20 protein-coding genes are annotated in these 21268 nt (G+C 68.0%); 9 read left to right on the forward strand and 11 right to left on the reverse strand.

The window, feature by feature from the left end; translation table 11 throughout:
- Positions 1-7 precede the first annotated feature (7 nt).
- Positions 8-1912, reverse strand: a complete 1905-nt coding sequence (locus BJ970_RS16675; protein ID WP_184727113.1) for a heavy metal translocating P-type ATPase — start codon at positions 1910-1912, stop codon at positions 8-10.
- 99 nt (positions 1913-2011) lie between these two features.
- On the opposite strand from BJ970_RS16675, the gene BJ970_RS16680 reads away from it, so the two are divergent.
- Positions 2012-2356, forward strand: a complete 345-nt coding sequence (locus BJ970_RS16680; RefSeq protein ID WP_184727114.1) for an ArsR/SmtB family transcription factor — start codon at positions 2012-2014, stop codon at positions 2354-2356.
- A 4-nt stretch (positions 2357-2360) separates the two neighbouring features.
- On the opposite strand, the gene BJ970_RS16685 is transcribed toward BJ970_RS16680, so the two are convergent.
- Complete coding sequence (locus BJ970_RS16685; RefSeq protein ID WP_184727115.1) at positions 2361-2696, reverse strand: YnfA family protein; 336 nt, start codon at positions 2694-2696, stop codon at positions 2361-2363.
- A 650-nt stretch (positions 2697-3346) separates the two neighbouring features.
- Here BJ970_RS16685 and BJ970_RS37880 point away from each other — a divergent pair.
- Positions 3347-3628, forward strand: a complete 282-nt coding sequence (locus tag BJ970_RS37880) for a hypothetical protein (RefSeq protein ID WP_246471618.1) — start codon at positions 3347-3349, stop codon at positions 3626-3628.
- Between the two features lie 325 nt (positions 3629-3953).
- Positions 3954-5216, forward strand: a complete 1263-nt coding sequence (locus BJ970_RS16695) for a helix-turn-helix domain-containing protein (RefSeq protein ID WP_184727116.1) — start codon at positions 3954-3956, stop codon at positions 5214-5216.
- A gap of 22 nt (positions 5217-5238) precedes the next feature.
- Here the strand turns inward: BJ970_RS16695 and BJ970_RS16700 are convergent, their stop codons facing one another.
- From BJ970_RS16700 to BJ970_RS16715, 4 genes are all read right to left on the reverse strand, one after another.
- Complete coding sequence (locus BJ970_RS16700; RefSeq protein WP_184727117.1) at positions 5239-5574, reverse strand: hypothetical protein; 336 nt, start codon at positions 5572-5574, stop codon at positions 5239-5241.
- Positions 5575-5577: 3 nt separating this feature from the next.
- Positions 5578-7248 (reverse strand): alpha/beta hydrolase, encoded by a 1671-nt coding sequence (locus BJ970_RS37885; RefSeq protein WP_246470866.1) that lies wholly within the window; start codon positions 7246-7248, stop codon positions 5578-5580.
- 129 nt (positions 7249-7377) lie between these two features.
- On the reverse strand, positions 7378-7650 hold the full coding sequence (locus BJ970_RS16710) for a hypothetical protein (protein WP_184727118.1): 273 nt from the start codon (positions 7648-7650) through the stop codon (positions 7378-7380).
- Between the two features lie 281 nt (positions 7651-7931).
- On the reverse strand, positions 7932-8285 hold the full coding sequence (locus BJ970_RS16715; protein WP_184727119.1) for a helix-turn-helix domain-containing protein: 354 nt from the start codon (positions 8283-8285) through the stop codon (positions 7932-7934).
- 144 nt (positions 8286-8429) lie between these two features.
- On the opposite strand from BJ970_RS16715, the gene BJ970_RS16720 reads away from it, so the two are divergent.
- Positions 8430-8846 carry a DUF5753 domain-containing protein gene (locus BJ970_RS16720; RefSeq protein WP_184727120.1) on the forward strand — a complete coding sequence of 139 codons (417 nt, stop codon included), beginning with the start codon at positions 8430-8432 and terminating at the stop codon, positions 8844-8846.
- A gap of 19 nt (positions 8847-8865) precedes the next feature.
- Positions 8866-9048 carry a DUF397 domain-containing protein gene (locus BJ970_RS16725; protein WP_184729157.1) on the forward strand — a complete coding sequence of 61 codons (183 nt, stop codon included), beginning with the start codon at positions 8866-8868 and terminating at the stop codon, positions 9046-9048.
- Between the two features lie 14 nt (positions 9049-9062).
- On the opposite strand, the gene BJ970_RS16730 is transcribed toward BJ970_RS16725, so the two are convergent.
- From BJ970_RS16730 to BJ970_RS16750, 5 genes are all read right to left on the reverse strand, one after another.
- Positions 9063-10760 carry a formate--tetrahydrofolate ligase gene (locus BJ970_RS16730; RefSeq protein ID WP_184727121.1) on the reverse strand — a complete coding sequence of 566 codons (1698 nt, stop codon included), beginning with the start codon at positions 10758-10760 and terminating at the stop codon, positions 9063-9065.
- Positions 10757-11599 carry a methylenetetrahydrofolate reductase gene (locus BJ970_RS16735; RefSeq protein ID WP_184727122.1) on the reverse strand — a complete coding sequence of 281 codons (843 nt, stop codon included), beginning with the start codon at positions 11597-11599 and terminating at the stop codon, positions 10757-10759. Before BJ970_RS16735 ends, BJ970_RS16730 begins: the two co-directional genes overlap by 4 nt.
- A 14-nt stretch (positions 11600-11613) precedes the next feature.
- On the reverse strand, positions 11614-12810 hold the full coding sequence (locus BJ970_RS16740) for a glycine cleavage T C-terminal barrel domain-containing protein (RefSeq protein WP_184727123.1): 1197 nt from the start codon (positions 12808-12810) through the stop codon (positions 11614-11616).
- 111 nt (positions 12811-12921) lie between these two features.
- The gene (locus tag BJ970_RS16745) at positions 12922-15402 is read right to left on the reverse strand and encodes a GcvT family protein (RefSeq protein WP_184727124.1); all 2481 of its coding nucleotides are present in this window, start codon (positions 15400-15402) and stop codon (positions 12922-12924) included.
- A 147-nt stretch (positions 15403-15549) separates the two neighbouring features.
- A complete protein-coding gene (locus BJ970_RS16750; RefSeq protein WP_184727125.1) occupies positions 15550-16218 on the reverse strand; it encodes a GntR family transcriptional regulator in 669 nt (222 codons plus the stop codon).
- An 85-nt stretch (positions 16219-16303) separates the two neighbouring features.
- Between BJ970_RS16750 and BJ970_RS16755 the strand changes: the two genes are divergently transcribed.
- The 4 genes from BJ970_RS16755 to BJ970_RS16770 are packed head-to-tail and all read left to right on the forward strand — an operon-like array spanning position 16304 to position 21253.
- Complete coding sequence (locus BJ970_RS16755) at positions 16304-17530, forward strand: sarcosine oxidase subunit beta family protein (protein ID WP_184727126.1); 1227 nt, start codon at positions 16304-16306, stop codon at positions 17528-17530.
- A gap of 9 nt (positions 17531-17539) precedes the next feature.
- A complete protein-coding gene (locus BJ970_RS16760; protein WP_184727127.1) occupies positions 17540-17806 on the forward strand; it encodes a sarcosine oxidase subunit delta in 267 nt (88 codons plus the stop codon).
- Entirely contained in the window at positions 17803-20637 is a 2835-nt protein-coding gene (locus BJ970_RS16765) for a 2Fe-2S iron-sulfur cluster-binding protein (RefSeq protein WP_184727128.1), read from the forward strand. Before BJ970_RS16760 ends, BJ970_RS16765 begins: the two co-directional genes overlap by 4 nt.
- Positions 20624-21253 carry a sarcosine oxidase subunit gamma gene (locus BJ970_RS16770; protein ID WP_184727129.1) on the forward strand — a complete coding sequence of 210 codons (630 nt, stop codon included), beginning with the start codon at positions 20624-20626 and terminating at the stop codon, positions 21251-21253. The genes BJ970_RS16765 and BJ970_RS16770 overlap by 14 nt, the downstream gene beginning before the upstream one ends.
- Positions 21254-21268 lie beyond the last annotated feature (15 nt).

Below are 21268 nucleotides of genomic sequence, written 5' to 3' on the forward strand. Positions count from 1 at the left end.
GGACAGATCAGCCGCGGCGCTGCCGCCAGGCGTGCTCGCCGAGCAGGCGCAGACCGTTGAGGCCCACGATGATCGTCGAACCCTCGTGCCCGGCCACACCCAGCGGAAGCGGCAGGTACCCGAGCAGGTCCCACACCACTAGCACGGTGATGAAAGTGCCCGCGATGACCAGATTCTGCTTGACCAGGCGCCGGGCCCGGCGGGACAGGTCCACGACCTTCGGCACCGCCGAAAGTTCGTCGCGGACGACCACCACGTCCGCCGTTTGCAGCGTGAGGTCGGAGCCGGTGTGCCCCATCGCCACCCCGCAGTGCGCGGCGGCCAACGCGGGGGCGTCGTTGACGCCGTCGCCCAGCACCAATGTCGGCTGTCCGGATTCCCGCACGGCCGCGACCTTGTCCGCTGGTAGCAGACCGGCGCGGACGTCGCTGATGCCGACCTCGGCGGCGACCTGCGCGGCTGCGCGCTTGTTGTCTCCGGTGAGCAGCACCGGTTCCGCGCCGGTGAGTGCCCGCAGGTCGCGCACCGCGTCAGCGGCGTCCGGGCGTAGCCGGTCGGCGATACCGAGCACGCCGGCCGCTGCGCCGTCGGCGGTCACGAGCACCGCAGTGTGGCCCGCGGCCTCCGCCTCGGTGGCCAGGTCCGCGCCGCGCGGGCTGGTGACCGCGACCGCCTTTCCGGCCACCGTCGCCGAAACGCCGTGGCCCGGTGTCGCGTGGAAATCCTCGGCGGCCGGGATCGCAAGGCCCTTTTCGCGCGCTGCCAGCACGATTGCGCGCGCCAGCGGATGCTCGCTGAGGTGTTCGGCGCCTGCGGCCAGCGCGAGAAGTTCGTCGGCGTCGTAACCGTTGGCCGGGTCGATCCGCACCACGCGCGGCGCGCCTTCGGTGAGGGTTCCCGTCTTGTCCAGCGCGACCCGCTCGGTCTCGCCGAGCCGTTCCATCGCCACCGCGGACTTGACCAGCACGCCGTGCCGCCCGGCGTTGGCGATCGCGGACAGCAACGGCGGCATCGTGGCCAGCACCACGGCGCAGGGCGATGCGACGATCATGAACGTCATCGCGCGCAGCAGGGCGCTCTCCAGATCGTCGCCGAACAGCAGCGGAATCGCGAAGACCGCGAGCGTCGCCACCACGACGCCGATCGAGTACCGCTGCTCGACCTTCTCGATGAACAGCTGCGTCGGTGCTTTGGTCTCGCTGGCCTCGGCGACCAGCGTCACGATGCGCGCGATCACCGATTCCGACGCGTCCTTCGCGACGCGCACCCGCAGCGCGCCGGTGCCGTTGAGGGTGCCCGCGAACACCTCGTCGCCGGGCTGCTTCGCCACCGGCAGCGGCTCCCCGGTGATCGTCGCCTGGTCGACGTCGCTGCGGCCGTCGAGCACCTCGCCGTCGGCGCCGATCCGCTCCCCGGGACGCACCACGATCACGTCGCCGACCTGCAAACTCGCCGTGTCGATGGTTTCCTCGGCACCGTCGCGCACCCGGATCGCGGTCTCCGGTGCGAGGTCGAGCAGGCCGCGAACCGAGTCCTCGGTGCGGGCGGTGGCGTATGCCTCCAGGGCCCCCGAGGTCGCGAAGATGACGATCAGCAGCGCGCCGTCGGTGATCTGGCCGATCGCGGCGGCGCCGAGCGCGGCGACGATCATCAACAGGTCCACGTCCAGGGTTTTCTCGCGTAGCGCCCGCAATCCGGCCAGGCTCGGCTCCCAGCCGCCGGTGGCGTAGCAGACCAGGTAGAGGGCCCAGTAGAGCCCGGCAGGGCCGCCGGCGAGCTGCACGCCGAGGCCGAGCAGGAAGGCCACCAGCGCCGCAGCGGCCCAGCGCGCCTCCGCCAGCGCGAACAGACCACGCCCCGTGCTGGGCAGTGCGGGAGTTCGGGTCCTCGTGCGGTCGGTGACGGTGGTCATCGCGAGCAGCCTTCCGGAGTCGGGTGTGCGGTCCGGACGAGACGATACATGAATGTCTGATCAGGTGTTCATGTATCCCTGTTGGCTAGACTGCCGGGCATGGGACACGGGGTCAAGCGCGAGGTCACGCCGACTGCGCGGCTGGACGCGGTCTCCGCCGCCTCAGTCGCCGAGACCCTGCAGGCCCTGGCCACCCCTTCGCGGCTGCTGATCCTCAGCGAATTGCGGCAGCGCGCGATGGCGGTGGGGGAACTCGCCGAGGCCGTTGGGATGGAGCAGTCCGCGGTCTCGCACCAACTCCGCCTGCTGCGCTCGCTCGGCCTGGTCATCGGCAAACGCTCCGGCCGCAGCGTGGTCTATTCCCTGTACGACAACCACGTCGCCCAACTACTCGACGAGGCCGTCTACCACATCGAGCACCTACGACTCGGGCTGTCCGACTGAGCAGTCACACGGAGCGGGGCGCGTACATGATCACGGCGACCCCGACCAGGCAGACCAGCGCGCCGATGATGTCCCAGCGGTCCGGCCGGAAGCCGTCGACGAACACGCCCCACAGCAGTGACCCGGCGACGAACACGCCGCCGTAGGCGGCGAGGATCCGCCCGAAGTTGGCGTCAGGCTGGAAGGTGGCGACGAACCCGTAGATGCCGAGCGCGATCACCCCGGCCCCGATCCACAGGAGCCCGCGCTGCTCCCGAACCCCCTGCCAAACCAGCCAAGCACCACCGATCTCGGCAACGGCGGCCAACACGAACAACACAATGGAACGCAACACGGACATACCCGAACGCTAACGCGCCAATTGAGCCTGGCGAGAATCCATTCAGTGGCGGGTGGCGTTGGTGACGCATTGCGCGGCGTAGTCGCGGGCTAGGCGGGCGCGTCGGTGGGGTTGGGAATTTGGCCGCTGGCAGCCCGGTATGTCCATAGGCCGGCGACGTAGGAGGTGAGCGCTGCGAGGTGATCAGGGGATGCGGCGGAGAAGCATGGGACGGTGCGTGCCCACGCATCCGCCTCGGCCGGTGCGTGCCCGGCAAGCATGAGGCGGATCGCCAGCAACGCGGTGTCTACCCACCCGGCTCCGGCGGAAGGCCCACCCCAGTCGATTACCCGCATCCTGCCGTCACTGATCAGGAATTGATCCGCGTGCAGGTCGGTGTGCACTAGGCGGTCACCGTCCACGTAGTCCGAGCACCGTGCAGCCCAGTCGGCAAGGGCCGCCACGTCGAGCCCGTTTACCGGGAGCAAACCGTTGCGCTGCCTACGGAAACGATCACAGCGCCGCTGATCGCCCGGCTGGCCCGCCAACTGCTGGAGCTGGATCGGGAGATCAAAGACCTCGGCAAGCAACTCACCGGACGCTTCGAAGACCACCCCGACGCCGGACGGATCACCAGCATCGACGGCTTCGGCCCGATCCTGGGCGCGCAGCTGTTTGCCGACACCGGAGGCGACCTGCTCGCCGCCTTCGGCAATCCCGGCCGCCTGGCCGCCTACGCCGGGCTCGCTCCGGTACCCGAATTCGCGAGCCGCACCACACCCGGCCGCCGCGGTGCGGGCGGCGTTCGTGCGCAACGCGGTGATGATCAATCCAGATCTCGGTGTATTCGCCGGACTCGGCCGAGGCGTCGACGAACCACGGTGCTGCAGTGGCGATCATTTGGTTGGCACCACCCCTCGCCGTCGCGGAGCAAGCTCGGCCCGGCATCATGAGCACGGCACAAGAAGCTTCGGCCGGATTCGTCCGGGCTAAGGGATTCCACCGGAGCACGGCACAACGCGGCAGACTCGCCAGACTGCACGTAGTGTGCGAAGTCGTTGCGAGATAACGGGGATTGGTTCGGTGTGAACGTTCGCCTCGGCAACGGTTCCTCCCGCAAGTCGTTCGGCGGCACGTCCTGACTGTCGTCGCAGAATTGTGATCGGTGAAGACCTCTGTACCTGCTACGCAATTCGGTTGCAGATCCGGAAACTGGTCTTGACGCGCGACTAGGGCTACTACTGTGTGTATCAGATCGATCACGAGGGGTGGTGTTGGATGGATCAGTCAGACATCGGAAAAGTGATCAAGCAGGCGCGTTTTCTGAAGGGTTGGACACAGGAGGAGTTGGGCCACCGGATCGGGTACACCAAAGCGTGGGTTTCTCGCGCGGAAACCGGGAGGAAACCAGTTGTCGAGTTGCCGGTTCTGCGGCGTATTGCCGCCGTACTGGACCTTCCGCCCGAAGCATTGGGGCTGGCTGACCGAACGCCTACCCTGCCCATAAGCTCCGATACGACGCTGGAGGACTCGGTGGATCGACGCGCGTTCCTTTCCTCGGTTGGCATTCTGGGAGCCTCTACGGCGCTGCCTGCTGCGGCGGCCGAGCCTGATCCTGCGGTGCTGCTGGAGCAGCGGATCTCCCGTGCGCTCCTGGGCCCGGCCACTGATAACGAACTACCCGATCAGGCAACGCTTGATCGGAACCTCGCAGCGGCGACGGAGGCGTTCGATTCCTGCCACTACGTCAGATTGGCGAACCAGCTGCCTGGTCTGATCAACGCGGCAAGCGCGCTGGATACCACCCCGTCGGGAGCGGCGTTCGCGACCGAGGTCTATCTGCTGTGCGGAAACGCGCTGGGGAAGATCCTGGTGTCCGGGTTCCAGCCGTTGGCCTCGGACCGTGCGGCGCGGGCGGCAGAGAACTCCGGCGACCCGATGCTCATGGCGGCGGCATGGCGGCACGTCTCCGGCAGTGCTCGCCGGTTCGGTAGCTACGACACCGCCGAGGAGGTGGGTATTCGTGCCGTGGAAGCGTTGCCGATCACCTCGACCACGCCGGATAGGCTGCGGCGGCGCATTGCCGAGCTCTGGAACGCCACCGGTTATGCCGCTGCTGTGCGAGGGGATGCGGATCGGTCGGCCGAGTGCTACCGGGAATCGCACCAGGTGATCTCCACAATTCGTGATCCCGGACTACGGCAGAAGGGCGAGGACGCGGCGGCTGCTCACCAGATCTCGGCGGCGTTCAAACTGGAGGACTCGACGCTGGCCCTCACGTCCGCGAGCCGGGTGCGAGTTGGGACGTTGCCCACGGTGGAGCGCTCGGGTCGGTACCTGGTGGATGTCGCGATGGCATGGCACCTGCACGGCGATCCGCTTCGGTCGTACCGAGCGTTGGTGACGGCGGAGAGCTACGCCTCCGGCGAAGTGCGGACCCGTACCGCCGCACGCCAGTTGATCGCATCGCTCGCAGCCTCACCGCAGCGGGGCATGCCGGAGATCGCCGGGCTCGCGCACCGCGCCCGTGTCGCCGTGTGAACATCGCTTGCCCGCCAATGATCTATTCGGTGCCGGAGAAGGCGACCACGACTCCGACGAACAGCAGCAGTAGGTAAGCCCAGAACAGGACCTGAATAACGGTGTGCCGGATGCCCATTGCGGCGACGAGCAGGCCAAGGCCGATCCCAGCGGCAACACCGTAGATGACGACGCCGAAGCCGACAAGGCTCTGGTCGATCCGGAGTAGGTCGGCACCTTGGGCCTTCCAGATCATGAAGGGGACGACGGAGATACCCCAGGTGCCGAGACCGATCAGGAACGCGGGCCAACCGAGGATGTGCCCGAGGATTGTGCTCGCTTTGTCCGACCTTCCCGGGGTATGGGGGGGTTCGCTCATTGGTCAGCGCACTCCATCGGTAGGTTGGGTCTTGTTCGCGACGACCTTGGCCATAGCGTCCACCGACTCTGGGTGATCCCAGTAGCCGCCGTGGCCTGCCCAGTTATCGACGGGAAGTCGCCGGGCTCCGAAGTGCTCGTTAGAGGGATTTCTGCCAAACCACTGGTGATCGTCGAACGGCTCCTCAACGAGGTAATCGATCGGGTTTGGTGACGGCGTTAAGTAGTCGATCAGGTCAAGCCTGGATGTGCCACTCCACACGTGCTCGGGCGGCACTCCAAGCTCCCCGGCGGTTTCCACGCCAACACCAGGCGAGCCAATGAACACCAGATCATCGGAGTGCAGGCCGTTGTCGCGGCTGGCGTAGCCGACGGTGGTGGAGCCGTAGGAGTGGCCGATCACGGTGTTGTGGCTTCGCTTGGTGTCGGGGGTGGTGTCGTCGTGGGTGGCCCGCAAGCCTTCCTGGAAGCTGCTCAGATCGCCCTTGGCATCCTCGGCAAAGCGGCCTTCGGCGGCGTTGACCAGGGTGCCTGGCGACTGGTAGTCCACCCAGGTGACCGACGCGAAGGTTTCACCAGGTGCGAACTGCTTCGCTTTGTCGATGATGCGGTCGCCGCGTTCGACGTAGTCCATCGCGTCACCGACGTCGGAATAGGTACCGGGCACAGTGGTGACGATGTGCTGTGCGGTGTCCGGATTGCCCGAGGCGATGATCACCTGCCCGCGGCCGTTTACCACAGCATCCAGCCCAAGAAGCAGTTTTCCATCTTTCTCGGCGGCGCTCCTGATCTGCTCCAACCCGTCGAGCGTTTCCTCGATTTGCTCGACTTCAGCGATTGCGATGTCATTCATGCCGCTGGGGTTGCCATAGGATTTCCGCGCCCGTCGCTGCGCATCGCTGAGCTTCGCAAGCAGAGCTTGGCGTTGCTGGTTGAGCGTAGTCATATTCGCCACGTGCCGGTCCAGGGCCGGGATGCCGTCGGTGTTGCCGACCAACTGTGGGAACCGGGCGGTCATGTCCGCGCGCTGGGACTCGGACAGCGATGACCACATGCTCTGCGTGGCGAATGGCCCCGCTGCGGCGGCTTGTTCGAATGTGACGCGAGTGGCGTTCGCGGCGTGGGTCTCCAGGTTCATCGCCGTGCCCGCAAGCGAGATCGCTGCCGGACTGGTGGGCGCGGCGGCGGCCCGCTGCCACGCCCCGTTCTGGCCGATTCCCCTCAAGCCGTCGGTGCACGAACTCAGCGTTTTGACTAGCCGCTCATGTGCGGCGCGTTCATGGTCCCGCGCGTACTTTACTGTTGCTTGCGCTTCGGCGAACGCGGCTTCTTGCTTTGCCTGCAACGCTTTCGCTCCTTCGAACGCTGCGATGGCGTCGGCGTGAGCCTTGCTCTCCGCAGCGGTCGTGCGGCCGTCCAGCGATGCCGGTGCTGTCGCGGTGAAAGGCTTCGGCGGGTAGATCGCATCCGTGTACACCGTGAGCTCGCCTTGGCGGGCGACGACTTTCGCTTGCTCCATTCGGGCTTTCACAGTGTCGATCTCATCGGCCAAGACATCGAGCGCCTGTGCCATTTTCGGGAACAGGTCGGCGAGCGCGTCCGTGTCCCGGCCTTGGCCGTCGGCGAATCCCTGAAACGCGCCGGATGCGGCGCCCTTCCACTGCGCACCGGCCATCCCGCGCACACGGTGCCATCCGGCGGCGGCCTCGGAGACTCCAGTGCCGAAGTCGCGAATGCTGATGGCCTTCGTACGTATTGAGCCGGGATTTCCCGCTACCCAGGTATTCAGCGTCATGATCGACTCTCAACTCCCCAGGCTTCTGAACATGCCCTCGTTGACTTCGTCGGTGCCCGCATAGGTCGCTTTGTTGGCGTCCAAGTCGGCCGCAGCTCGGGAGACTGTCTCCGCCATGCCCGCCGCAGCTTGCAGCAGATCGGCAAGCGTCGCCGAGACTGCACCGCTGGACGGTCCTGCGTCGGCCTCCGGCGAGGGCGGGGAATCGCCGAGCCGATTCGTCGAGTTGTCGAGTTCCCTCGCGAGGCGCGCCAAGAAATCTGGGTCGATCCGAACGTTCATCACGATCCCTCCCGTGATCGTTGTGATGATCGTCACGATGATCGGAGCGTAGCGAATTGAACACGAACGGCAATGGACTTCTGTTCAATCAATCTCTGACCTCACTCGGACAGAGCAGCGCCCCGCAGTAGGCGGATCTACTGCGGGGCCCTGGGTGCAGACAGGCCTCTTGGGGCCTTGTCTTCCTATTCGGGGTGGTGCCAGTAGGCGGAGTGGCCGGGCCAGGTCGCAACGGGAAGACTGCCGCGCGCCGAAGTGCTGTCGGAAGGCTTTGGGGTATGTCAGGAACGGCGATGACGTGGTGCTCGGTCGAGCAACCGGCGTGAGGCGACCTCGGCGTGTTCGAGCAGGCGCAGTACGGTCATCGGGTACAGGTCAAGTTGCTTGGCAAGTTCGGTAATTCGGGATCCCTGCTTGAACGCATCCGCGCACTCGGTGGCGAGTTGCTCGCGAGGGTCGTGATCAAGGTCGTCGAACTCGCTGCGCACTGCACGGTGATTGTCTGGGCTACCCCGTCGTCGCATCTCGACACCGGCCACTTTGGTGAGTAGCCGATGCACCGCGCCGTAGGACAGGCCTTCCTGGAACATCAGCACGCGAATCGACGCGCCCTGGTCTAGGTAATCTGCGGCCATTCATTGCGCAAGGGTTTCTTCGGTGCGCGTGGTGAGGTACGTCGGCATACGTTTTCCTTTGCTGCTCAGTGTTGTGTGTGGGGCGCTGGGGGCCTAGCCCTTCAGCTCTTTCAGCTTCGAGTTGCAGTCCGGGCAGGAAGGGGCGTGGATCCAGTCCACTTCGGATGGTTTAGCGAGGGCGGCGGTCTGACGCTGCACGCCGTTGTGGCTGAGGAAGCCCTTCATCGCGTTGTCGGCTCACGTGCCGTGATGGCTGAGCAACTTCGGCATCTGGGCGAAGTAGCGAAGCGGCCGACCGTGAACCTCCGGGTGTTGCCGTTCGAGGCTGGTGCGCATGAAGGGATTCATGGGCCAATTCTGTTGCTGCGGTTTGCGGATCCCACCCAAAGCGATGTTGCCTATAGCGACACGCCGCTGGGTGGCCATGTCATCGACGACATCCGGGACGTGGCCGAGTTGGCGCGTCTCTTCGCGTCATTGCAGGCCCGAGCTCTCCCAGAAGACAGCTCCGCCAAGCTGCTGCGTAGCATCGCCCGAGAACATGAACGTGTGAAGGAGTAATACGGTGCGCCCCTACCCCGTGTGGAAGAAGTCAAGGCATTCAGGCCAAGCCAACGCTTGTGTCGAAGTCGCAGCGAATCTGCCTCGCTTAGTCCTCGTCCGCGACTCGAAGCTAGGTGAGTCCTCGCCGGTCCTGCGCACCTCCGCCGTCGCGTTTGCTGGGTTTATCACGAGCGTGAAGTCCGGTCGCTTCGATGGCTGACTCGGACGGCGCCGTCAACTCAGGCCGATGATTTGGCCGTGGTCGTCGATGTCGATGGATTCCGCCGCCGGGTGGGAGCCCAGGCCCGGCATGGTGCGCATCTCGCCGCAGATCGGGTACACGAAACCGGCGCCGACCGAGGCGCGGACCTCGCGAACCGGCAGTGTCCAGCCCGTCGGGGCGCCGAGCAGGGTCGGGTCCGAGCTCAACGACAGGTGCGTTTTGGCGATGCACACCGGGAGATTGCCGAAGCCGTTGGCTTCGTAGCCGTTCAGCGCGCGGGCCGCGGCTGGTAGGTACGAGACCCCGGCCGCGCCGTACACCTTGGTCGCGATCGTTTCGATCTTGGTGCGCAGGTCCGCCGAATCCGGGTACAGCAGCTGGAAGCCGTTCGGCTCCTCGGCCGCCGTCACCACCGCCTCGGCCAGCTCCAACGCGCCCTTGCCGCCTTCCAGGAAGTGGTTGCTGACCGCGACCCGGGCCCCCTCGGCCTCGGCGACCTGCCGGATCGCCTCGTGCTCGCTGCGGTAGTCGGTGGGGAACGCGTTGATCGCCACCACCGGCGACACCCCGTGCAGCCGGATGTTGTCGATCTGCTTGCGTAGGTTCGCGGCGCCGGCCAGCACGTCGTCGGGGTTCTCGGCGAGCATCGCGGCGGGCAGCGGCTTGCCCGCGACCACCTTGTACCGCCCGGAGTGCGCCTTGAGCGCGCGCACCGTCGCCACCAGCACCGCCGCGTCCGGGCGCAGACCCGAGGTGCGGCACTTGATGTTGAAGAACCGCTCGGCGCCCATATCGGCGCCGAAACCGGCCTCGGTGACCACGTAGTCCGCGCACCGGCTGGCGATCCGGTCGGCCACCACCGACGAGTTGCCGTGCGCGATGTTGCCGAACGGTCCCGCGTGCACCAGCACCGGCGTGTTCTCGGTGGTCTGCATCAGGTTCGGCTTGATCGCCTCCCGCATGATCGCCGTCATCGCCCCGGCCGCGCGCAACTGCTCGGCGTCGACTGGTTCGCCGTCGCGGGTGTAGCCGACCACGATCCGGCCCAACCGTTGCCGCATGTCCTGCAGCGAGGTGGAAAGCGCCAGCACCGCCATCACCTCGCTGGCCGCGGTGATGTCGAAGCCGGTCTGCCGCGGGGTGCCGTCCAGCCGGCTACCGAGTCCGGTGACGATGTTGCGCAGGTCCCGGTCGTTGACGTCCAGCACCCGCCGCCAGGTGATCTGGTGCGGGTCCAGTCCCAGCGAATTCCCCTTGTTCAGGTGGTTGTCCAGCATCGCGGCCAGCAGGTTGTGCGCCGCGGTGACCGCGTGCATGTCGCCGGTGAGGTGCAGATTCAGCGCCTCCATCGGTACCACCTGGCTGTACCCGCCGCCGGCGGCGCCGCCCTTGATGCCGAACGTCGGGCCCATCGACGGCTGCCGGATCGCCACCGCCGACCGCTTGCCGAGGTGGCGCAGCGCCTGGCCGAGCCCGACCGTCGTGGTGGTCTTGCCTTCGCCCAGCGGGGTGGGCGTGATGGCCGAGACCACGACGTAGCGGGCCGTCGGCCGGTCGGACAGCTCCTCAAGCGCGTCCAACGAGATCTTCGCGACGCTGCGCCCGTAAGGTTCCAGCAAATGCGCGCCGATGCCCAACTGCGCTGCGATGTCCTCCAGCGGCAGGAGCGCGGTGGCGCGGGAGATGTCCAAATCGGAGGGAATGCTCATGCGGGGACCTCCCGGAGTCTGGCGACCTGCTCGTGACGCCATTGCACCGTCTTCGCGATTTCGTTGAACGTGAAGAAGTGCCAGCCCGCGATGCCGAAGGCGGGGTCGACGAGGTAGGGGGCCAGCTCGTCGAACAACTCCTCCGGCGTGTAGCGGGTGAACAGCTTCGTCACCACGCCGTGCTGTTTGCGCAGGAAGCGCATTGATTCGCCCAGTCCGATCTTCAGCGAGATCCGCAGCAGTCTACGGGCGTCCACCACGCCCGGCACGCCAATATAGATCGGCAGTGCCAGCCCGCGGGCGCGCACGTCCTTCACCCAGGACGCCACGGTGTGCGGGTCGTAACAGATCTGCGAGACGACGTAGTCGGCGTAGCGGGACTTCTCGGTCATCGCCCGGATGGTCGTGGCGTCGGGGATGAACGCGTGGCGTTCGGGGTAGCCGGTGATGCCCACGCGCGCCGGCCGCCGCCCCAGTTCGTCCATCGCGCGCAGCAACGCCAACGCGTCTGGGAACTTGCCGCGCGGCTCGGGGGAGTCCCCGGCCACCACGAAGACCTCGGACAACCCCAACGCCTCCATGCGGTCCAGCAGCGCCGTCAGATGCGCGGTGTCGGCGATCATCCGGGCGGCCAGGTGCGGCACCGTGTGCAGGCCCCGGGCCAGCAGTTGGGCGGCGATGTCCAGGGTCGCCTCGGTGCCCTTGGCCGGGGACGCCGTCACGGTCGTCGTCGTCCCCGGTGGCAGCAGCTCGGCCTGTGCCACGACGTCCCGCAGCGGCAGCACCTCGAACCGGGCGTCCATCAGGTACTGCTGCAACTGCTCGACCTTGGCGTTCATGTCGAATCAGTCCTTCACGCGGTCGCGCGGACCAGTCGTTTTGGGATGTCCTTGGTGGGGTCCAGGAACGGCTTGTCGACCACGACCGCTTCCTGCGGGCCGTGCTGGGTGTCCACCACGAGTTCGGTGCCCAGCTCGTGGTAGGCGATCGGCACCATCGCGTAGCCGATGTTGCGCTCCAGCCGCGGCGAGTAGCAGGCCGAGGTGACCTCGCCGATGCGCAGGCCGTGCGGGTCGTGCACGTCGAAGACGTCGATCATCTGGCCGTCGTTGAACGAACCCACGCTCGGGCCGCCGATCTCCACGCCGACCAGCTTGCGGCTGATGCCCTCGCTCTTGATCCGCTGCAAGGCGGCCTTGCCGATGAAGTCGGCCTCCTGGTCGAGATCGACCATCCAGGTCTTCTCGAAGCCGTAGCCCACCTCGAACGGGTTGGTGTCGTAGGTGATGTCGCAGCCCCAGGACAGGATGCCGGCCTCGATGCGCCGGATGTGGCACGGCCCGATCACCGTCAGGTCGTGCGGCCGCCCGGCCTCCCAGATGGCGTCCCACAGCTTGACGCCGTCGTGGCTGGCGTTGTGCAGATAGATTTCGTAACCGAGTTCGGCGGTGTAGCCGGTGCGCGAGACCACCACCCGCATGCCGTTGAGTTCGCGATCGACGGCGTAGTAGTAGGGAACGTCCAGAATGGACTCACCGAACAGGTCGGCCATCACGTCCCGCGACTTCGGTCCCTGGATCTGCACCGGTCCGACATCGGGTTCGCGGATCTGGACGTCCATCCCGAGGTTGTGCGCCAGCCCCTTGGCCCACAGCAGCACGTCGCTGTCGGCCAGCGACAGCCAGAAGTGGTTCTCCCCGAGCCGCAGCAGGACCGGATCGTTGATGATGCCGCCGTCCTCGGCGGTGACGAACACGTACTTGCATTGCCCGACCTTGCACTTGGTCAGGTCGCGGGGCACGAGCATGTTGGTGAACTCGAACGCGTCGGGACCGGTGATCTCCACCTGGCGCTCGACGCCGACGTCCCACAGCGTCACACCTTCCAGCAGCGCCCAGTACTCGGCGATCGGGTCGCCGTAGTGGCGGGCATGGTAGGTGTGGTTGTAGACGCTGTAGAGGCCGACACCGTGCCGCCGCGAGGCGTAGAAGAACGGCGACTTGCGCAGGCGCGGGTAGAGCAGGACGCCGGGGTTCGGGTTGACGCTCATGACTGGCTCCTCCTGGGGTCCGAATAGCGGGTGAAGTTGGGTAGGCGGTACCCGCACCACTGGCCGATCGCCGGGCCGGGCGTTTTGCAGATCTGGCAGGGAATGCGCCGATCAGCGGCGCATTCGGGTCATCTCGGGGTCGAAGACGGGGTCAGCGACGACCGTGGCCGGATGTCGCTGGTCGAAGTAGGACACCCGCAGCCGGGTGCCCGGTTCGGACAGGTCGGCCCGCAGCCACGCGTAGGCGAGGCTGGCTCTGACGCTGTGGCCGTAACCGGCGCTCGTGGTGAAACCGATCGCGCCGTCCTCGGCGCCGTCGGCGAACACCGGCTCGGACCCCATCAACACGGTGCCGTCGTCGATCGTAAGACAGCACAGCCGTCGCCGCGGGGCGCGCTCGCGGCGCCGCAGCAGGGCATCCCGGCCGATGAACTCGCCCTTGTCCGCCTTGACGGCGAACGCCAGCCCTGCTTCATCGGGATCATGCAGACTCCACATGTCAGCCCCCCAGGCTCGATAACCTTTCTCCAAACGCAGGCCGCCGAACGCACCGCGGCCGCCGGGGAAGATGCCGTGCTCGGCGCCGGCGGCGGCCAGCAGGTCCCACAGCCGCCTCCCGAATTCCGCCGAGGTGTACAGCTCCCAGCCGAGCTCACCCACATAGGACAGTCGCAGCGCCAGCACCGGCACCTCGCCGACGAACAGCCGCTTCGCCCGGAAGAACCGGAAAGCCTCATGCGAGACGTCCCGGTCGGCCAGCGCGGCGAGCACCGCCCGGGCGCGCGGGCCCCACAGGCCGATGCAACAGGTGCCGCCGGTGATGTCGCGGACCTGCACGGTCTCGTCGGTGTGCCGGCGCAGCCAGGCGATGTCGCGCGGCCCGTTGCACCCGATCTGGAAGGCGTCCCGCTCCAGCCGGGCCACCGTGATGTCGGCCCGGATGCCGGCGGTGGGTTCCAGCATCAGCGTGTAGGTGACGTATCCGGGCGGGCGGTCGAGCTGGTTGGTGGTCAACCGCTGCAGCAGGCCTAGCGCGCCGGGCCCGGTGACTTCCGCGCGGGGTAGGGAAGTCATGTCGTACATCGCCACTCGCTCGCGGGTGGCCTGGTGTTCGGCGCCGACGATCGGGGACCAGTAGTGCCCTGCCCAGGGCCCAGGTTCGACGATGTCCCGGCCGTCGACCAGGGACCTGTTGCTCTCGTACCAGTGCGGCCGCTCCCAGCCGGCGGCCTCCAGGAATACCGCGCCGAGCTCGCGCTGGCGGTCGTGGAACGGGCTGGTGCGCAGCGGGCGCGGGTGCTCCGGCGGCTGCTGCGGGTGGATGATGTCGTAGACCTCGCGGAAGCTCTGCGCGCCCCGCTCGCCCACATAGGACGGACTGTGCGCGAAGTTCTCGAAGCGGCGGAGATCGGCCTGCCGGAGGTCGATGTCGGGCACCTCACCGGCCAGCCACTGCGCCATCGCGCGGCCGACCCCGGCGGCGTGGGTGATCCACACCGCCTCGGCGACCCAGAAGTTGTCGATCTCGTTTGAGGGCCCGAGCACCGGCATGCCGTCGGCGGTGAACAGGAACAGGCCGTTCATGCCCTCGGTGATCTCGGTGCGTTTCAGCGCCGGGAGCAGTTCGCGGGCGTCCGCCCACGGCTTGGCGAAGTCCTCGGGCGTGAACGGGTGCACCGACGCCATGCCCTTCCAGCCGCCGCCCTCCGAGGGCGCCTCGGCGCCCGCGCCCGGCGCTGCGGTGGGCAGCAGGTCGTTGCTGTGCACCGGAATCGCTCGGTGCTGGTAAGAGCCGACGCCGTAACGATCGCGGATCTGCCGGAAGTACATCGAGCAGTCCTGGTGTCGCAGGATCGGCTGCCGAACCTCGTCGGTACCGGGCTCCAGACCCGGCACCGGGCTCGTCACGGCGTACTGATGTGCCAACGGCTGCACCGGGATCGACACTCCGGCCAGTCGGCCGATCTTCGGGCCCCAGATCCCCGCGCAGCACAGCACGGTCCCCACCGCCACGTCACCCTGCGAGGTGCGGACGGTGCGGATCCTCTTGTCCTGCACGTCGAACCCGATCACCTCGGTGTTACCGGCGAACCGCACGCCGAGCCGTTCTGCTTCGCGGGCCATCGCTTCCGCGGCGCGAACCGGCTTGGCGATTCCGTCGGTGGGCACGTGCAGGCCGCCGTGGATGCGCGCCGGATCGAGCTGCGGGATGCGTTCTTGGACCTGCCGCGGATCCAGCAACTCGCCCCGGATGCCCCAAGCGGTGGCCAATCCGAGCTTGCGCTTGAGGTCCTCCCAGCGTTGCGGCGTCGCGGCGACCTCGATCCCGCCGACCTGGTGGAAGCAGGGGCGGCCGTCGAGTTCCAGCCCGGCGAAGCACCGGACGGTGTATTCGGCAAGCCGGCTCATCGTTTCCGACGGATTGGTCTGGAAAACCAGTCCCGGCGCGTGGGAACTGGAGCCGCCGGTGGCGAACAGCGGGCCCTGCTCGACGACGAGGACGTCGGTGATCCCGAGGCGCGCGAGGTGGTAAGCGGTGCTGCACCCGACGATGCCGGCCCCGACAAGGAGGACTTGGGCGCTTGAATCCATCGCTGCCGCCTTGTTGCGTCTACGACAACCCCCTGCGTTAAACGCAACAGTGCGCTTCGACGCCGGGCCGCGTCAAGCGCGCGGGAGCGATTCCAATGGAAATCCGCCGATTTCCATTGGAACCGCTTCAGATCAGCTGGAATCGCTTCAGATCAGCTGGCGGATGGCCTGCTCGAAGTGGTCGACATGGGTGACCGCGATGCGGTCCGCGCGGTCGGCGTCGCCGGCGATCACCGCCTTGAGCAACTCGGTGTGCTCCCCGACGTGCTCGGAGACGTCCGGCAGCCGGTCGAAGAACAGGTGCCAGATCCGCAGCGCCAGGTTGTAGTACTGACCGAGGGTTCCTTCGAGGTAGCGGTTGTGGGTGCAGTGGTAGATCGTGCGGTGCACCCGCGAGTCCACGTCCATGATCACCGACTGCTCGCCGCCGAGATCTTCGGCCAGTGCCCGCAGTTCGTCCAGTTCGGACCGTTCGGCGTCGGTGGCGCGCTCGGCGGCGCGGCGGGCGGCGTGCCCCTCCAGGCGGCGGCGCACGTCGGCGATCAGCGCGTGATCGGTGATGTTGACCTCGGTGACGAAGCTGCCGCGGCGCGGGTAGATCGCCACCAGCGACTCGGCCTCCAGCCGCTTGACGGCCTCCCGGAACGGGGTGCGGCCGATGCCCAGCTCGGTGGTCAGCGGCTCTTCTTGCACGGGCGCTCCGGGTGGCAGCCGCAGGGTCAGGATCAGGTCGCGCAGCGTCAGGTACGCGCGCTCGGCCTGGGACAGGTTGTCGCCCGATCGGTCGCCGGATCGGGAATTGACGGCTGCGGACACGTCTCGTAGCCTACCCGAAGGACTGATATATCAGTTGTGTAGGACTTCTACTTTTACATTATCCCTGGTCGTTCCGGAGGCTGAAGTGGCCCCACCACGTCCCGTCCTGCCCGAGCCGCCCCCGCGGCTGTGGCGCAACCCGGACCCGAAACGGCATTACGAGGTGGTGATCGTCGGGTCCGGCGGACACGGCCTGGCGACGGCTTACTACCTGGCGCGCAACCACGGCATCCGCGATGTCGCGGTGCTTGAGCGCGGCTGGCTGGCCGGCGGCAACATGGCCCGCAACACCACGATCATCCGCTCCAACTACCTCTTCGACGAGAGCGCGGCGCTCTACAACCACGCGCTGAACCTCTGGGAGCAGCTGCCCGCCGAGCTGGAGTACGACTTCCTGTTCAGCCAGCGCGGCGTGCTCAACCTCGCACACACCGAACAAGAGGTGCGCGACTCCCGGCGGCGGGTGTTCGCCAACCAGCTCAACGGGGTCGACGCGGAGTGGGTGGAGCCCGCCGAGATCGCGCAGCTGTGCCCGATCCTGAACGTCTCCAGCGACACCCGGTACCCGGTGCTGGGCGCGACCCTGCAGCGGCGGGGCGGGATCGCCAAGCACGACCACGTGGCGTGGGCCTTCGCTCGCAGGGCCGACGAGCTGGGCGTGGACCTCATCCAGGGTTGCGAGGTAACGGGATTCGAGACCGACGGCGATCGGGTGACCGGGGTGCAGACCTCGCTTGGCCCGATCGGCGCGGGCAAGGTCGCGCTCGCGGCGGCCGGGCGGACGACGCTGTTGACCGACACGCTCGGGCTGCGGCTGCCGCTGCAGAGCCACCCGCTGCAGGCCCTCGTGTCGGAGCTGCTCGAACCGGTCCACCCGTGCGTGATCATGTCCAACCACGTGCACGTCTACTGCAGCCAGGCGCACAAGGGCGAACTGGTGCTAGGTGCGGGCATCGACGCTTACAACGGCTACGGCCAGCGCGGTTCGGTGCACGTGATCGAACGCCAGATGGCCGCGGCGCTGGAGTTGTTCCCGATCTTCGCGCGGGCGCACGTCATCCGGACCTGGGCGGGCACGGTGGACGTCACGCCGGACGCCTCGCCGATCATCGGCGCCACGCCGTTCGAGAACCTGTTCCTCAACTGCGGCTGGGGAACCGGCGGTTTCAAGGCCACCCCGGGAGTCGGCTGGGTGTACGCGCACACCATCGCCACCGGGCGACCGCACCCGCTCAACGAGCCCTACGGACTCGACCGGTTCGCCACCGGAGCACTGATCGACGAACACGGCGCCGCCGCCGTTGCCCACTGAAGGATTCCAATGCTGCTCATTCATTGCCCCTGGTGCGGCGATCGGGACGAGACCGAGTTCCACTACGGCGGTCAGGCCCACGTCGACTATCCGGAGAACACCGCCGACGTCGACGACGTCGCCTGGTCCGAGTACCTGTTCGTGCGCGACAACCCGCGCGGGTTGTTCCACGAGCGCTGGACGCACACCGCAGGCTGCCGCCGCTGGTTCAACGTCGTCCGCGACACCACTACCAACGAGATGCACCCGGAGACGGCCGGAAAGGTGGCGCCATGACACGCCTCGCCACGGGCGGTCGCATCGACCGCACCCGAACGCTGCGGTTCACCTTCGACGGCATCGAGTTCGCCGGGCATCCCGGCGACACCCTCGCCTCGGCGCTGCTGGCCAACGGCCGGATCGAGGTCGGCCCGTCGATCTACCGGGACCGGCCGCGCGGCATCGTCACGGCCGACTGCACCGAGCCGAACGCGCTGGTGCAGGTGCTCAACGGCCGCCCGGAGCCACTGGTGCCCGCGACGCAACTGGAGCTCTATGACGGCCTGCAGGTCGCGAGCCTTTCCGGCGTCGGTTGGCTGGGCAACGCGCCGGATCCCACTATCTACGACAAGAAGTACGTGCACGCCGACGTGGTGGTGGTCGGCGCCGGTCCCGCCGGGATCGCCGCCGCGCTGGCCGCCGGGCGCAGCGGTGCGCGGGTGATCCTGGTCGAGCAGGGCCGGGAGCTCGGCGGGTCGCTGCTGGACGGCGGCGAGCACATCGACGGTCGAGCCGCGGGCGAGTGGATCTCCCGCGCGGCAAGGGAATTCGTCGACCTTCCGGAGATGCGGGTGCTGACCCGCGCCACCGCGGTGGGCCACTACGACCACAATTACCTGCTCATCGCCGAGCGTCGCGGCAGCCGCCAGCGGCTGTGGCACGTGCGGGCCCAGCGGGTGGTGCTGGCCACCGGCGCACACGAGCGGCCGATGGTCTTCGCCGACAACGATCGGCCCGGCATCATGCTCGCCTCGGCCGTGCGCAGCTACCTCAAGCGGTTCGCGGTGCTGCCGGGCCAAGAAACCATCGTCGCCACCGCGTCCGACAGCGCTTATCTGACGGCGTTCGACCTGGCCGCCGCGGGCGGCCACGTCCGCGCGGTCGTCGACACCCGGCCGGAACCGCCGCAGCGGCTCGTCGAGCAGGCCCGATCCCTGGGCGCCCAGGTGTTCACCGGCTCGGCCGTCATCGGCACGACCGGGGACCGGCGGATCTCGTCCGCGCGGATCGCCGAGATCGACAGCGAGGGACTGCTCGCCGGTCGCCCGGTGGACCTCGACTGCGACCTGCTGGCGGTCTGCGGCGGCTGGAACCCCGCTGTGCACCTGTTCAGCCAGGCCGGCGGCGCGGTGCGCTGGGACCAGCTGGTGGCCGCCTTCGTGCCGGCGCAGAAACCCGGGCTGCCCAAGGTGATCGGGGCCGCGCGCGGCACCTACGACCTCGCCGGTTGCCTCGCCCAGGGCCTGGCGGCCGGGGCCGAGGCGGCGACCGCGAGCGGCTTCCGGGTCGCCGCGCCTCCCGTTCCGCCGGTGACCGGCGACCGGCCGGTCGCCCAGCCGCGCCCGCTGTGGCTGGTCCCGGCGGAATCCGGCGACCCGGCACAGTGGACGGAACATTTCGTCGACCTGCAACGGGATTCCACCGTGGCCGACGTATGGCGCGCGATCGGTGCCGGGATGCGTTCGGTCGAGCACGTCAAGCGCTACACCACCATCGGCACCGGCAGCGACCAGGGCAAGACCTCCGCGGTGAACGCCATCGGTGTGATTGCAGACGCGCTGCAGGCCGAAACTCCGGGCGAGGTGGGCACCACGACCTTCCGGCCGCCCTACACGCCGGTGTCCTTCGCGCTGCTTGCCGGGCGCGACCGGGGCGAGCTGCACGACCCGGTGCGGACCACCCCGATGCACTCCTGGCACGTGGCCCACGGCGCGGAGTTCGAGAACGTCGGCCAGTGGAAGCGGCCCTGGTACTACCCGCGCCCCGGCGAGGACATGGCCGCCGCGGTGCGGCGGGAATGCCTGGCGGCGCGCACCGGGGTCGCGATGATGGACGCCACCACGCTCGGCAAGATCGAGATCGTCGGCCCGGACGCGCCGGAGTTCCTGAACCGGATCTACACCAACGCCTTCGCCAAGCTCCCGGTCGGCAAGGCCCGCTACGGCGTGATGTGCACCCCCGACGGGATGGTCTTCGATGACGGCGTCTCCATGCGGCTGGCCGCGGATCGCTACCTGATGACCACCACGACCGGTAACGCCGCGGTGGTGCTCGAATGGCTGGAGGAGTGGCTGCAAACCGAGTGGCCGCACCTGGCGGTGCACTGCACCTCGGTGACCGAGCAGTGGGCCACGGTGGCCGTGGTGGGGCCGGACTCGCGGGAGGTGGTGGCCCGCCTGGCGCCGGACCTGGACGTCTCGGCCGAGGCGTTCGGGTTCCTGGAGTTCCGGGAAGCCGTGCTGGGCAACGGGATCCCGGCCCGGATCTGCCGGATCTCGTTCTCCGGCGAGCTCGCCTTCGAGATCAACGTCGCCGCCTGGTACGGCCTGGCGGTGTGGGAGGCGGTGCACGAGGCCGGGCAGGACTTCGGCATCACGCCCTACGGCACCGAAACCATGCACGTGCTGCGGGCGGAGAAGGGTTTCGTGATCGTCGGGCAGGACACCGACGGGACCGTCACCCCGTACGACCTGGGCATGGACTGGGTGGTGTCCAAGCGCAAGGACTTCGTCGGCAAGCGCTCGTTCGCCCGCCCGGACACCGCGCGCGACGACCGCAAGCAGTTGGTCGGGCTGCTGCCGGTGGATCCGGCCGAGCTGCTTCCGGAGGGCGCGCACCTGGTTGAGCTGGGGGTGCGGTGGGAGCCGCCGGTGCCGATGCTCGGGCACGTCACCTCCAGCTACCGCAGCGCGATCCTGGACCGGACCTTCGCGATGGCGCTGGTCCGCAACGGTCGGCAGCGCATCGGCGAGGTGCTGCACGTGCCGGTCGACGGCCGGTCGATCCCGGTCGAAGTGACCGAGCCCGTTTTCTACGACGTGGAAGGAGCCCGCCGTGACGGTCGCTAGTCCGGCCGACCCCCGGGTCGGCACCCTGTCCCTGCGCCGCAGTCCGCTGGCGCACCGCGCGGCGGAGCTCGCTGCGCACGGCGTCGACGGGCCGCGCGGTGTCCGGCTGGCCGAGGAGCCCTTCCTGACCCAGGTGAACCTCCGGGTGCACCCGGGGAGCCCGGCGGTGGCGCGCATCGAGCACGCGCTGGACCTGGCGCTGCCGCACCACGAGCCAAACCTGGTCTCGGGCGACGAGAACGGCGCCGCCCTCTGGCTGGGCCCGGACGAATGGCTCCTGGTGGCCCCGGACGGCAAAGCGGCGGAGCTGGTCACGGCGACCCGCGACGCCCTGTCGGATTCTTTGGGCTCCACAGTGGACGTATCGGCGAACCGCACCACCCTGCGCCTGTCGGGGCCGATGGCCCGCGAGGTGCTGGAGAAGGTCTGCTCGCTGGACCTCCACCCGCGGTCGTTCACCCCGGGGCGCTGCGCCCAAACCCTCGTGGGGCGAACGCAAGCGGTCTTGTGGCAACTGGATCCGAAACCCTGCTACCGGCTCCTGGTCCGCAACTCCTTCGCCAACTACCTCACCGATCTCCTCCTGGACGCCATGCAGGAGTTCACCACCCGCTGATCCGACCAGGGTCGT

Source organism: Saccharopolyspora phatthalungensis, assembly GCF_014203395.1.
GTDB lineage: Bacteria > Actinomycetota > Actinomycetes > Mycobacteriales > Pseudonocardiaceae > Saccharopolyspora > Saccharopolyspora phatthalungensis.

Bases quoted from the DNA above. Each gene is read 5' to 3' on its own strand.
- BJ970_RS16675 (WP_184727113.1), bottom strand. From the start codon at position 1,912: ATGACCACCGTCACCGACCGCACGAGGACCCGAACTCCCGCACTGCCC.
- BJ970_RS16680 (WP_184727114.1), top strand. From the start codon at position 2,012: ATGGGACACGGGGTCAAGCGCGAGGTCACGCCGACTGCGCGGCTGGAC.
- BJ970_RS16685 (WP_184727115.1), bottom strand. From the start codon at position 2,696: ATGTCCGTGTTGCGTTCCATTGTGTTGTTCGTGTTGGCCGCCGTTGCC.
- BJ970_RS16695 (WP_184727116.1), top strand. From the start codon at position 3,954: ATGGATCAGTCAGACATCGGAAAAGTGATCAAGCAGGCGCGTTTTCTG.
- BJ970_RS16700 (WP_184727117.1), bottom strand. From the start codon at position 5,574: ATGAGCGAACCCCCCCATACCCCGGGAAGGTCGGACAAAGCGAGCACA.
- BJ970_RS37885 (WP_246470866.1), bottom strand. From the start codon at position 7,248: ATGGCCGGTGCGCAGTGGAAGGGCGCCGCATCCGGCGCGTTTCAGGGA.
- BJ970_RS16710 (WP_184727118.1), bottom strand. From the start codon at position 7,650: ATGAACGTTCGGATCGACCCAGATTTCTTGGCGCGCCTCGCGAGGGAA.
- BJ970_RS16715 (WP_184727119.1), bottom strand. From the start codon at position 8,285: ATGGCCGCAGATTACCTAGACCAGGGCGCGTCGATTCGCGTGCTGATG.
- BJ970_RS16730 (WP_184727121.1), bottom strand. From the start codon at position 10,760: ATGAGCATTCCCTCCGATTTGGACATCTCCCGCGCCACCGCGCTCCTG.
- BJ970_RS16735 (WP_184727122.1), bottom strand. From the start codon at position 11,599: ATGAACGCCAAGGTCGAGCAGTTGCAGCAGTACCTGATGGACGCCCGG.
- BJ970_RS16740 (WP_184727123.1), bottom strand. From the start codon at position 12,810: ATGAGCGTCAACCCGAACCCCGGCGTCCTGCTCTACCCGCGCCTGCGC.
- BJ970_RS16745 (WP_184727124.1), bottom strand. From the start codon at position 15,402: ATGGATTCAAGCGCCCAAGTCCTCCTTGTCGGGGCCGGCATCGTCGGG.
- BJ970_RS16760 (WP_184727127.1), top strand. From the start codon at position 17,540: ATGCTGCTCATTCATTGCCCCTGGTGCGGCGATCGGGACGAGACCGAG.
- BJ970_RS16765 (WP_184727128.1), top strand. From the start codon at position 17,803: ATGACACGCCTCGCCACGGGCGGTCGCATCGACCGCACCCGAACGCTG.